Annotated in this window: 9 protein-coding genes; 1 reads left to right on the forward strand and 8 read right to left on the reverse strand. The window is 29.9% G+C overall.

The genetic code is table 11. The features are described 5' to 3' along the window. Window positions 1-676: 676 nt before the first annotated feature. The gene (locus FIA58_RS06305; RefSeq protein ID WP_140961300.1) at window positions 677-2,161 is read left to right on the forward strand and encodes a glycosyl hydrolase; all 1,485 of its coding nucleotides are present in this window, start codon (window positions 677-679) and stop codon (window positions 2,159-2,161) included. Between the two features lie 343 nt (window positions 2,162-2,504). On the opposite strand, the gene FIA58_RS06310 is transcribed toward FIA58_RS06305, so the two are convergent. From FIA58_RS06310 to FIA58_RS06345, 8 genes are all read right to left on the reverse strand, one after another. Next, window positions 2,505-2,957, reverse strand: a complete 453-nt coding sequence (locus tag FIA58_RS06310) for a hypothetical protein (RefSeq protein WP_140961303.1) — start codon at window positions 2,955-2,957, stop codon at window positions 2,505-2,507. Between the two features lie 121 nt (window positions 2,958-3,078). Next, window positions 3,079-3,903: an ABC transporter permease gene (locus FIA58_RS06315; protein ID WP_140961305.1), complete on the reverse strand. Its 825-nt coding sequence runs from the start codon at window positions 3,901-3,903 to the stop codon at window positions 3,079-3,081. A 6-nt stretch (window positions 3,904-3,909) separates the two neighbouring features. After that, complete coding sequence (locus tag FIA58_RS06320) at window positions 3,910-4,809, reverse strand: ABC transporter ATP-binding protein (protein WP_140961307.1); 900 nt, start codon at window positions 4,807-4,809, stop codon at window positions 3,910-3,912. A 99-nt stretch (window positions 4,810-4,908) separates the two neighbouring features. After that, window positions 4,909-8,361: a pyruvate carboxylase gene (locus tag FIA58_RS06325; RefSeq protein WP_140961309.1), complete on the reverse strand. Its 3,453-nt coding sequence runs from the start codon at window positions 8,359-8,361 to the stop codon at window positions 4,909-4,911. 44 nt (window positions 8,362-8,405) lie between these two features. Beyond that, window positions 8,406-9,353, reverse strand: a complete 948-nt coding sequence (gene trxB, locus FIA58_RS06330) for a thioredoxin-disulfide reductase (protein WP_140961311.1) — start codon at window positions 9,351-9,353, stop codon at window positions 8,406-8,408. A 134-nt stretch (window positions 9,354-9,487) separates the two neighbouring features. Next, window positions 9,488-9,628, reverse strand: a complete 141-nt coding sequence (locus FIA58_RS06335) for a hypothetical protein (RefSeq protein WP_165928865.1) — start codon at window positions 9,626-9,628, stop codon at window positions 9,488-9,490. A gap of 120 nt (window positions 9,629-9,748) precedes the next feature. Further along, window positions 9,749-11,239, reverse strand: coding sequence for an aminotransferase class V-fold PLP-dependent enzyme (locus FIA58_RS06340; protein WP_140961313.1), 1,491 nt, complete (start codon window positions 11,237-11,239; stop codon window positions 9,749-9,751). Between the two features lie 39 nt (window positions 11,240-11,278). Beyond that, entirely contained in the window at window positions 11,279-13,261 is a 1,983-nt protein-coding gene (locus FIA58_RS06345; protein WP_140961315.1) for a protein-disulfide reductase DsbD family protein, read from the reverse strand. Between the last annotated feature and the right edge of the window lie 8 nt (window positions 13,262-13,269).

Genomic DNA, 13,269 nt, shown 5'->3' on the forward strand with positions numbered 1-13,269 from the left:
ATTTTCATGGGCTTTTTCAATTTTTTTAACATCCCGTATTATAAAAGTTCCTTGCCCATCATCTTTCCCTCTATCACTTTTTACAATAACATGTTCCTAAACTTCTTCAGCAATTGAATTAATTTTAAAATAACAATTGTGTCTTTTAATACAATATTTTTAAAACGAATCCCAACAAGGTAATAAAAACTTAAAAGTTTAGTTACTTCAAAATCTCTAATCCTAATTTTGCTCTATACACCTTGTTTACAACACCTTAAAAACATCCTCTTTAAAATCTTTGTAGTTTCGGTCTTCTTTAATAGATATTAAACGTAATCTAACTGAACTACTAAGAATAATTGATTTCACAATGGTAATTAAAGTCTGCAAATTCATAATTTTTGCTCAAACTAATAATACTATAACTTATCCTAATAGTCAAAATAATGATTAAGCTAACCATAACTCAGATCTTATATAATAGTACTATTATACAAAACTCTTAAGGAGTTGGATAAAAAAAATTAAAAGTAGTTTTAATTTTAAAACGTATCTAAGTTGCATTATTAGGTGTGTGTTTTTTAAGAATTGAAATATTTCATAGTTTTTAAAATGAAATGCGTGTGTTTTAACATAATAATCTATATATTTTTCACTAGCTTTACCCGTATAATACTTCTAAAACAAATCACTTATGCATATTAAAAAAATTTTTAGCTTGCTTTTTATTATTTTAATATCTAATAATTTATCAGCACAAAGCCCTAAAAGAGGTATTGCATACGGGCATCATTCTGTGGCAGATCTTGTAGCGTTAAGTCCTGGTATAACATGGTGGTATAATTGGTCTATTCAGCCTGATAATGATGTACAAAGTAATTATGCAAGCATAGGTGTTGAGTTTGTCCCTATGGCATGGAACAATAGTTATGATTTAAATACCTTTATAAGTAATATTCGCCCTGGTGCAAAATATTTATTAGCTTTTAACGAACCTAATTTTAATGATGGTGCAAGAATGACTCCTCAAGAAGCAGTTAATTTTTGGTCTAGAATAGAAACAGTTGCAGCTACAAAAAATTTAGAAATTGTTAGTGCTAGTCCTGCTTTTAATGGCCCAAATAATTATGGTGGATATAGTAGCCCTATTGCATGGCATGATGATTTTTTTGCGTTATGTCCTAATTGTAAAGTGGATTATATTGCAGGCCATGCATATACCTCTCAAAACAATCCGTATAGTGTGATAGGAGAAATAGGATTGTTAAAAAAATATGGAAAACCAATTTGGGTTACTGAGTTTGCTAACAGAGTTATTCAAAGTAGTGCTGATAAAATTGCATTTATGATGACTATAACAAATGCTTTTGAGGCTGATCCTGACATTTATAGATATTCATGGTTTACTGGCAGGGTTCCAGACACATGGACAGATATGTTAGAAGGACAATTATTAAGTCCTACTAATGGTGTACTTAGTGCAATAGGAAATGAATATATAAATGTGTCTTATACTCTTAAAAAAATAGACATTCCTGGAAGAATAATTGGAAACAACCATTATCGCCGTAAAGGAACTGATTTAGAAAACACCAACGATGGAGGAACCATTCAAAATGTAACTGATATTAATGTAAACGATTGGGGAGAATATATGTTGAATGTTCCTACAGCAGGTAATTACAATATGACTTTTAGAGTAGCTACTGATGCAGTTCTTGGTAAATTTGATATTATGATAAATGATACATTAGTAAGAACCGAAGAAACCTTTCTAAATACCGGAGGGCAACAAAATTTTACTAATAAAATAGTAAACAATGTATTCTTACCTCAAGGAGAGGTGTTTTTGAAAATTATTTACAAATCAAATGATATGAATTTTAATTATATAGATGTAGCCCCTAGTAATTTAAATGAGGCTGATTTTAACTTAAAGAATAACTACCTAATTTACCCTAACCCTTTTACAAATGAAAATGGTTTTACAATTGATTCAAAATCTAGTAAAAAAATTAAATTAAGTATATCTGATCTTTTAGGAAGAGTCAAATTTATAACAAATGATTATTATACAAATCAAGATATAAAAATTGGAAACAATTTATCAAGTGGGGTTTATTTTTTAACCATTGAAAGTGAAAACAAAAAAAGTAGTTTTAAGATTATAAAAAAATAAACCTCATTATTTAATTAGACCTCTTTGTAGTGTTTCAGAATATAAAACAATGTTTTTAAAAGGTCATAAAATTTAATTATTATATGAGGTATTAATACCTCATATACATAGACGGACTCTTCAAAAAAAGCTGAAGACTATTTTACAATTGTTTTTCCAAAACATACATTTTTTTAGCACTACCTACAAATTAAGTAGTGAAAATACTATTTTTTCATAAAATAAATGGATTCCTAAGGTATTTCCCATTTAGAAAACAAATAATAACAATTGTAAATAAAAGGAGCCCAATACAATATTGAGCTCATATAAATTCTTTTATAAAAACTGATGCTTTTCTAAATTATTTTTTCGATCTTTTAAAAACATATCGTGTAATAAAAATCCCTTGCCCATCGTCTTTTCCTCCATCACTTTCAACACCACTCGTAACAAAAGCGAGTTCCCAACCTTCTTCTGCCATCGTATTAATTTTTGATGTAACAACCGCATCATTTGCTGCAATATTTTGAAAACGAATCCCAACAAGGTTATAAAAATTTAAAAGTTTAGTTTCTTCAAAATCTTTAACTCTAATCTCGCTTCTATCTGCCTTATTTCTAGTATTATCACCCTCTGTTTGTTCAGATGTAAAATCTTTGTAGTTTCTGTCTACATTAGCAGATATTATACGTGACCTCCCTGATCCACTAGGGATAATGGATTCTACACTAGTAATTATTTTATACTCTACTTGTGCATTTGTTTCTATAAATACAAATAGACTAATTGCCAAAATAAATAATGATTTTTTCATGTTATTGATTTTTGATTAAAATATAATAAGGTTCAAAAGAAATATCTCCTTTTGGATTAATTTGTTGTAAAGATTTATGTGTTTATTAAGTAAAATATTATTTTAGAACAATTTAAATTAATTACAAATCACGTTTTTTCAATAGAAAATAGGATAAAAACAGAAATATAGTAGTCCAAACTAAAACAATAAAGATTTCATGAAAATAAACAGTATAATCCAATAATTTTTCTTGATTATTAGGAAATTTCACCAATAATACTCTCTGAAAAGGTTGGTCTATTAACTTATACATACTATGTAAAGGAAATAAATTATAAATCTTCTCTGCTATAGTTTCATTCGTAATCCTATTTAAAAGTCCATAAAACAACCATTCGACAAAATACAAAATAAACAAAAATGCTAGTGAGAATGCTGAACGGCGAATTAATAATGCAAAAAACAAACAAAGACTAAAAAAGCCTATTTGTTTTATTAAGTAGGCAAATAAAAATTCACTTTCATTGAAAATAATTTTAAAATTAGTAAGTTCTGTGTTATAAAACCCTATAAAAAGTATAGTTATACCAATTAATATTGTTGAGATAATTGAGAAAATTACGATCGTATAAAACTTTGATAATAAAAACTCTTTTTTACTTAATCCATCAATTAAATTTTGCTTTATAGTTTTATTACTGTATTCATTTCCTATCATACTAACTATTACTATTGCGAAGAATATTTTAAACAGAGAAACAGTAAAAGTAGCAACATGCCAAATCATTGGAAAATTAAACATTCCTATTTCTCCCATTTTTATATTTAAAAAACTAAATAAATTAATCGAAATAGAGGACAGTAATATAACTGTAAGAGGTAGTATAAAAGAAACCAATATTAATATTTTACTTGCTCTATTTAGCCAAAGTTTTTGAGTTTCAATTTGTATTAAGCGTATCATAAGTGTTTAATTATTATTATTTGTAATTTGTAAAAACTTTTCTTCAAGACTTTCTTTTCTTTTTACAAGATGAGAAAGTATTATGTTTTGATTTACGAGTTCTTTATTAAAATCACTAGCATCTATTGCTTCTAACAAAAATGCTGTTATTAAATCTCCTTCTATTTTCACGTTTTTAATTGCGGGATTCGATTTTAAATAACTAAGAAGCTCTTCTTTTTGATTTGATTTTACCTCAAAAAAACTATTGCTATTGATCATTTCATCAACAGAACCAGAATAAAGTTTCTCCCCTTTTCTTAATACTATCACGTGAGAACAAACTTTTTCAACCTCGTCAAGTAAATGTGATGCTAATAAAATGGTGATTCCATCTGTAGCTATTTTTTTAATTAATTTTCTAATTTCATGAATTCCTTGAGGATCAAGTCCATTAGTTGGTTCATCTAAAATTAATAATTCTGGGTCATTAAGTAACGCAGATGCGATGGCTAAACGTTGTTTCATTCCTAATGAATATGTCCTAAATTTATCATTTTTCCGATCTAAAAGTCCTACAATATCTAATTTTTCGTCTATTTTTTTAAACGAAATATTTTTAATCCTGCATACAAGTTTAAGGTTTTGTTCTGCAGTCATATATTGATAAAAATTAGGGCTCTCTATTAAAGCTCCTACTTTTTTAAGTGCATCACTTCCAGTAATACTCCCTTCAAACCATTCAAAGTTTCCAGAGGTTTTATTAATTACATTGAGAACAATCCCTAGTGTAGTTGATTTCCCACTGCCATTAGGTCCTAAAATTCCATATACGTTACCTTTATTAATTGTTATAGTTAAATCTTTTACAGCCGTTAACTGACCAAATTTTTTGGTAAGATTTGAAAGTGTTAAAATTGTTTTCATATAAAATATTTTATTAATTATTTTAATTCGTTCAGAATAATAAAATTGTATAAATTAATATTTCTACCTATTATCTAAATTCAATTCTGATTCAGAATATTATTTGAAACTTATTATAAGATCTTCTGCATTAACTAGTGCACCAGTTTTTAGTTCAATTTTATTTACTACTCCAGCTTCAGGTGCTACCACCGTAGTTTCCATTTTCATAGCTTCTATAACAAATAAGGGATCATTCTTTTTTACTTCTTGTCCATTTTTTACAATAATATCAGACAACAATCCCTGTAACGGAGCTCCAATATGTTTGGGATTACCTTTTTCTATTTTAATGTTTTGAGCAGATTCTACTTTAATGGTTTTATCTTTAATTAACACATTGCGCAACTGTCCGTTAACTTTAAACAAGACACCTACATTACCCATCACATCAGCATCAGCCACAGAAACTAGAGAAATTAGAACATTTTTTCCTTTTTCTATTTCTACCATAATTTCTTCGCCTACTTCCATGCCGTAAAAAAAATTTTTGGTTGGTATATTGGTTACATTCCCATATTTTACATGATTGTTATAAGCATCACAAAATACCTTAGGATATAAATTATATGACAAAAAATCTGTAATTTCTAAATCTCTACCCATTCCTTTGGAAAAATTCTTATTAAATACTTTAAATTCTTCTTCAAAATCAATAGGATCTAAATGCTCATTGGGTCTTTCGGTATATGGCTTTTGGTCTTTTAAAATCAGTTTTTGAATTTTTTCAGGGAAACCACCAACGGGTTGCCCTAAATCACCTTTAAAAAAACCTATAACTGACTGTGGAAACGATAATGAATCTCCTTTTTCTAAAACATCTTCTATGATAAGATTATTACTAATAAGGTATTGCGCCATATCACCTACAACCTTCGAACTTGGTGTTACTTTGACAATATCACCAAACAGCTGATTAACTTCCCCATACATTTTGGTTACTTCTGGAAATTTATCTTCCAAACCTAAAGCAATGGCTTGTCCTTTTAAATTTGAATATTGTCCACCTGGAATTTCATGATTATAGACTTCTCCTGTTCCTGCTTTTAACCCAGATTCAAAAGGATAATAATAGTTTCTAACCAATTCCCAATAATCTGAATATTCAGCTAATTTTTTACTATCTATATGATTTTCTCGTTCATGAAAACGGAATATCTCAAGTATTGAATTAAAATTTGGTTGAGATGTTAAACCAGACAAACCACCCAAAGCCACATCAATAACATCAACCCCTGCTTCAGCAGCTTTTAAATACATCGCAGCTTGAACAGACGATGTATCATGAGTGTGTAAATGAATAGGAATGTTGATTTCAGATTTTAAAGCTGATATTAATTCGTAAGCTGCATTAGGTTTTAATAATCCAGCCATATCTTTAATACCTAAAATATGAGCTCCCGCATTTTCAATATCTTTTGCTAGCTTTATGTAATATTTTATATTGTATTTTGTTTTACTTGGATTCAATATATCACCTGTATAGCAAATAGAACCTTCGGCTAAACCATTAGTTTTAGTACGCACATGCTCAATACAGGGCGCAATGGATTTCATCCAATTTAAAGAATCGAATATTCTAAAAATATCTACTCCGTTTTCCCAAGACTGCTCAACAAATTTTTGTACTAAATTATCGGGATATGCTGTATAACCAACACCATTAGAACCTCTAATAAGCATTTGTAACAGTACATTTGGCATAGCTTTACGTAGTAAACGAAGTCTTTCCCATGGGTTTTCGTGTAAAAACCGAAGGCAAACATCAAAAGTTGCTCCACCCCAAACTTCCATACTAAAAATTTCTGGATGATTCTTCGCATAGCCTTCTGCCACTTGCAACATATCTAAAGTTCGCATACGTGTTGCAATTAAACTTTGATGTGCATCGCGCATTGTAGTATCTGTATAGTGCAGCTTTTTTTCGTTTTTAAGCCAGTTTGCAAATTTTTCTGGTCCAAGTTCTGTTAATAAATCCTTTGTTCCTTTAGGATATGCTTGAGATTTATCAAATGTTGGAACTTTTGGCTTTATAAACTTTTTATTTGTTTCTATTTTCTTGACATCTGGATTTCCATTAACAATAACTTCACCTAAAAATTCTACCAATTTACTGGCTCTGTTTTTAGATTCGGGAAATTGGAACAAGGACGGTTCGTTTTTAATATAATTTACGGTGGTTTTTCCATCTCTAAAAATAGGATCCTTTAAGATATTATCTAAAAAATAAATATTCGTTTTTACCCCTCTAATACGAAATTCAGACAAGGCTCTTCTCATTTTTCTGCAAGCCCCATCAAGTGTTCTGCCACTTGCAGATACCTTAACCAGCATAGAATCAAAAAAAGGTGATATTTTAACCCCTTGATAAATACTTCCTGCGTCTAAACGTATTCCAAAACCTGATGCGCTTCTATATGTTGATATTGTACCATAATCTGGTTTAAAGTCGTTTGTTGGATCTTCAGTGGTAATACGACATTGCAATGCATACCCTGTAAGTTTTACAGCTTCTTGATTTTCTATTTTTATTTGTTGGTCAGAAAGTTTGTATCCACCAGCAACAAATAATTGTGTTTTCACTAAATCAATATTAGTAACCACCTCTGTAACAGTATGTTCAACTTGTATTCTTGGGTTAACTTCAATGAAATAAATACTGCCGTCATCATCTAACAAAAACTCAACAGTACCTATATTATTATAGTCAACTGCCTTACATATTGTTATAGCGTACTCATAGAGCTTATTCTTGGTTTCTTGTTCTAATCCGTAGGAAGGTGCATACTCAATAACTTTCTGGTAACGTCTTTGAACAGAGCAGTCTCGCTCAAATAAATGCACCATATTTCCATGTGAGTCCGCTACAATTTGAACCTCAATATGCTTTGGATTTTCAACATATTTTTCTAAAAAAACAGTATCATCTCCAAAGGCATTTAAAGATTCCCTTTTCGATTCGTTGAAATCTTTTTCCAATTCATCTTTAGATCGGATTACACGCATACCACGTCCTCCTCCTCCTGATGCAGCTTTAAGCATAACAGGATATCCTATTTCTTCAGCTTCAGATAATGCAATATTTATATTTGTGAGATCTTTTTTACTGCTGTTAATAATTGGTACATTATTTTCTTCGGCTACTTTTTTTGCCGTTATTTTATCTCCAAGAGCTTTTAATACAGATACTTTTGGTCCAATAAAAACGATGCCATTATCTAAACATCTTTGTGCAAATTCTGAATTCTCTGATAAAAAACCATAACCTGGATGAATCGCATCTACACTATTCTCTTTTGCAACTTTTATAATTGCATCTATATTTAAATATGGTTTTAAAGGTTCGTTATCTTCACCTATTTGATAAGATTCATCGGCTTTATATCGGTGTAATGAATAACGGTCTTCAAAGGTGTAAACTCCTACTGTTTTAACACCAATCTCTACGCAAGCTCTAAAAATTCTAATGGCAATTTCACCACGATTTGCGACTAAGACTTTTTTGATTTTCATTTTTGATTGATTAGTTGTTGTTGTTGTTAGTTAATAATTATTTTTTATTCCTTACTCGCCAAATACCGTTCCGCATCTAAAGCTGCCATGCAACCTGTACCTGCAGCGGTAATAGCCTGTCTATAAACATGGTCTGCAGCATCACCAGACACAAACACACCTTCGATGTTTGTTTTAGAGCTACCAGGAACATTTATAATATATCCTGTTTCATCAAGCTTTAAATACTCTTTGAAAATATCGGTATTTGGTTTATGACCAATAGCTACAAAAAAACCTGTTGCAGGAATTTCATGCTTTTCATTGGTTTTATTATTGAACACCCGAACACCAGTAACTACTTGCTCGTCGCCTAAAATTTCATTGGTTTCGGTATTGAATAATATCTCAATATTTGAAGTGTTTTTAACTCTATCGGCCATTATTTTCGATGCTCTAAACTCATCACGTCTTACCAAAATGGTTACTTTTTTACACAATTTTGATAAGTAATGTGCCTCTTCACATGCAGAATCTCCAGCACCAACAATTACTACTTCTTGATTTCTGTAAAAGAATCCATCACATATTGCGCAGGCAGAAACACCTCCTCCTAGTTTTAAATATTTTTGTTCGGACTCTAAACCTAAATATTTTGCAGATGCTCCTGTAGAAATGATTACTGTGTCACAATGAATTTCTTTTAATTCATTTACCCAAACTTTATGTACATCGTCAGAAAAATCCACTTTAGTAATCCAACCGTCTCTAACATCGGTATCAAAACGTTCTGCCTGCTTTTGTAACTCTATCATCATTTCTGGCCCAGTAATCCCTTCTGGATATCCTGGGAAATTTTCAACCTCGTTTGTGGTTGTTAACTGACCTCCAGGTTGAGTACCTTGATACAAAACGGGTTTCATATTTGCTCTAGCTGCATATATAGCTGCAGTATAACCTGATGGTCCTGAACCAATAATTAAGCATTTAACTTTTTCTATTCTGTTTGACATATTGCCTAAATTTATAAGGTAAGTTAATTTGTGTTTATTATATTATTACTAAATAATAATTCCAGTATTTTTTTATTTTTTTTTAATATCGAATTTCGTTTGGATAAATTTTAATTAATACTTAGGAACTTCTCTTAAACTTTAAATGGATGAGTTAAATCAACTGTCAAAGTTGATTTTTTATAAATAAATCCATAAAGCTCTTTTTTTGGGTATTTAGGTAAAGTCTTTTTAATTCTTTTCCAATCTTTTTTGAATAATTCTAATGGTTCCATATTAATTAATTTATAATTGTTACTTAAATTTTATTCCCCTTCAAGTTTAATAAACTTAGAAATACAAACAACTTAAAATCATACTAATAAAAATTTACTTTTAAATAAATTGATATTTATTTATAATTTAAACCAGTCTTTTAATATTGTTTTTTCAGCATTATTGTTAGTTTTGTGTACAAACTCATTCTTAAAGGTATCATATTTATAATCTTTCCCCCATATACTGTGATTTAAAGCAACATCTGCAATAGCATCACATATAAAGTTAATTTCTGAATTAGTCATTGTAGGGTGAATAGACAAACGAATCCAACCTGGACGTTCAACCATATTGCCTTTTAATATTTTTTTTTCAATCTCTTTTGAAGTTTGTTGATTAACTTGTAATAAAAAATGTCCATATGTCCCAGCACAAGAACATCCACCACGGACTTGAATACCAAATTTGTCATTTAATAATTTTACAATTAAATTAAAATGAGTATTTTCAATAAAAAAAGAAAAAATTCCTAATCGATCTTTGTGTTCTGATGCTAAAATTTTTAAATTATCTATTTTAGAAAGTTTATCAAAAATAATTTCACAAAGCTCATGTTCTCTTCTCAAAATCTTTTGTACCCCCATTTTTTCTTTAAGTTGCATTGAAAGAGCTATCTTTATAGCTTGCAAAAACCCTGGAGTTCCACCATCTTCACGAGTTTCAATATCTTCTATATAATCGTGATCCCCCCAAGGATTAGTATAACTTACTGTACCACCACCAGGATTGTCAGGAATTAAATTTTTATATAATTTTTTATTAAAAATTAGTACTCCTGAACTTCCTGGTCCACCTAAAAATTTATGTGGTGAAAAGAAAATAGCGTCTAAATAAGAGTCTTTATCTGTGGGATGCATATCAATGTTAACATAAGGAGCAGAGCATGCGAAATCAACAAAGCAAAGTCCTCCATATTGATGGATTGTTTTAGCAAGTTTATGATAATCTGTCCTAATCCCAGTAACATTAGAACAAGCTGTAACTGACGCAATTTTTATAGGTCTTGTTTTATATTGTTTTAGTAACATTTCAAAACTTTCAAAACAAATCAACCCAGATTTTTGACAAGGAATAATTTTAACATCAGCAATTGTTTCTAACCAGGAAGTTTGATTAGAATGATGCTCCATATGGGTAATAAAAACAATCGGTTTTAATTCATTTGGAATATGAGTATATTGCTTTAAATTTTCTGAAACTTTTAGTCCTAGAATACGTTGAAACTTATTTATAACACCCGTCATACCAGTTCCATCAGTTATTAAAACATCATCATTATTAGCATTCACATGTTCTTTTATAATTTTTCTAGCTTCATGATAAGCCATTGTCATAACAGACCCAGTAATTGAAGTTTCTGTATGTGTGTTAGCTACAAATGGTGCTATATTATTGAGGAAAGCTTCTTCAATTGGTCTATATATTCTACCACTTGCCGTCCAATCTGCATAAATGATTTTTTTTCTTCCATAAGGAGATTCAAAATATTCATCTATACCAACAATACCTTCTCTGAATGATGAAAAATATTGTTCTAGCTCTGATGCTATTTTTTCATTTAATGACATGTTCAAAAAATTTTATTTAATTATTCATTCTTTTTAAAATTATTGATATTCATTCTTTTTAAAATTTGAAATACCTTTTTCTAACCAAGAAAGAAATTGATCTACATCAGGAGTATAAGCTATAGGATCAATTAAATCTTCTTCATTATGCCCCATTAACACATAAAATGGCTGTGAATTGGCTTTATATTTTATGGTTTGGAGTTCGCTCCATTTTTGTCCTATATATTTAAGCTTTTTACCTGGTCGTAATTTGGATTCTTCAATTTCGGAGGCTTCTAATTCTCGTTTGTCATCAACATAAAGTGATATTAGTACAACTTTATTTTTAAGGATATTTAAAATTTCTGGTTTTGGCCATACGTTTTGTTCCATTTTTCTACAGTTAACACATGCCCAACCTGTAAAATCTACCATAACTGGTTTACCAACTTTTTTTGCATAGGCTAAACCTTTATCATAATCATTAAAGGCTAAAATATCATGTGGTGCTAAAAGATGAGATCCATCAGGTAAATCGTTATGATCTTTAGATACAGAAACTGAACCATTTCCTAATTTTGTAAATCCTACACCATAAGGAGACTCACTATATTCCAGTGGAGGTGGAAATGCACTTATTAAATTTAATGGTGCACCCCATAACCCAGGAATAATATATATAGTAAATGATAAAACAATAAGACCTAAACTTAATCTTCCTACAGAAATATGTGCTAAAGATGAATCATGTGGTAATTGGATTTTTCCAAATAAGTACAATGCCAATAAGCCAAAAACAGCAATCCAAATAGCTAAAAACACTTCGCGTTCTAACAAATGCGCTTGTAATACTAAATCTGCATTAGATAAAAATTTAAAAGCAAATGCTAATTCTAAAAAGCCTAATACTACTTTAACGGTATTTAACCAGCCACCAGATTTTGGTAAAGAATTTAACCAACCTGGGAAAGCGGCAAATAAAGAAAATGGTAATGCTATAGCTAATGAAAAACCAAACATCCCTATAATTGGTGCTAAACCTCCTAATGATGATGAAGCACCAATAATACTCCCCACAAAAGGTCCTGTACAAGAAAAGGATACAATAGCTAAGGCTAACGCCATAAAGAAAATACCCATATAACCTCCTTTATCTGCTTTTCTATCAATCTTATTTGCCCATGAATTAGGGAGCATTATTTCAAAAGCACCTAAGAAAGAAGCCGCAAAAATCAATAAAATCAAAAAGAATATTATGTTAAACCATACATTTGTAGCTAAAGCATTTAAAGAACTTGCTCCAAATACAGCTACAACAATAGTGCCTAAGAGAACGTATATAACAATAATAAAAACTCCATAAATAATAGCATTTCGAATACCTTCTGATTTCGATTTACTTTGCTTGGTAAAGAAACTTACCGTCATTGGTATAAGTGGGAAAACACAAGGTGTAAATATAGCAACAAATCCAGCTGCAAGCCCTAATAAAAAAACAATCCAAAGCCCTTTTTTTGAAGGTGATGTAGAATTGTCTTCATCATTTTTTTTTGTATTTAATGATTTACTTATTACCTGATTTTCAGTTGTTTTTTGTGCAATATTAAATTCTAAATCTACTTCTTTTGGAGGTAAACATCTAGAATCGTCACATGCCATAAATTCAACAATAGCTTTTATAGTTGATACATTTTTTTTAACTTCTACTTTTTGTTTAAATGTGGTCATTTTTTCAAAGAACTTTATTTTCATCATAAAAACAGGATCATCTATAACAAGACCCTCTTCTTCTATTGTTTTACCTATTATTTTAAAAGCCACCGAAGTATCTTCATAAGTAAAAAACGTAGGATTTGGACCATTTTCTGGTACACTTTGTGAGTACATATGCCATCCAGTTTCAATAGTTGCTTTTGAAACCAATTCATATTCTGTCTCTGAAATTTTATTTACTGAGGTTGTCCATTTTACTGGATCTAAAATTTGCGACTGGCAAATATTAAAAACAATAAGGGTAAAAAATAAAATTATTTTATTCATATCTTTTT

It is taken from the genome of Flavobacterium jejuense (assembly GCF_006491595.2).
GTDB lineage: Bacteria > Bacteroidota > Bacteroidia > Flavobacteriales > Flavobacteriaceae > Flavobacterium > Flavobacterium jejuense.

Bases quoted from the DNA above. Each gene is read 5' to 3' on its own strand.
- FIA58_RS06305 (WP_140961300.1), top strand. From the start codon at position 677: ATGCATATTAAAAAAATTTTTAGCTTGCTTTTTATTATTTTAATATCT.
- FIA58_RS06310 (WP_140961303.1), bottom strand. From the start codon at position 2,957: ATGAAAAAATCATTATTTATTTTGGCAATTAGTCTATTTGTATTTATA.
- FIA58_RS06315 (WP_140961305.1), bottom strand. From the start codon at position 3,903: ATGATACGCTTAATACAAATTGAAACTCAAAAACTTTGGCTAAATAGA.
- FIA58_RS06320 (WP_140961307.1), bottom strand. From the start codon at position 4,809: ATGAAAACAATTTTAACACTTTCAAATCTTACCAAAAAATTTGGTCAG.
- FIA58_RS06325 (WP_140961309.1), bottom strand. From the start codon at position 8,361: ATGAAAATCAAAAAAGTCTTAGTCGCAAATCGTGGTGAAATTGCCATT.
- trxB (WP_140961311.1), bottom strand. From the start codon at position 9,353: ATGTCAAACAGAATAGAAAAAGTTAAATGCTTAATTATTGGTTCAGGA.
- FIA58_RS06335 (WP_165928865.1), bottom strand. From the start codon at position 9,628: ATGGAACCATTAGAATTATTCAAAAAAGATTGGAAAAGAATTAAAAAG.
- FIA58_RS06340 (WP_140961313.1), bottom strand. From the start codon at position 11,239: ATGTCATTAAATGAAAAAATAGCATCAGAGCTAGAACAATATTTTTCA.
- FIA58_RS06345 (WP_140961315.1), bottom strand. From the start codon at position 13,261: ATGAATAAAATAATTTTATTTTTTACCCTTATTGTTTTTAATATTTGC.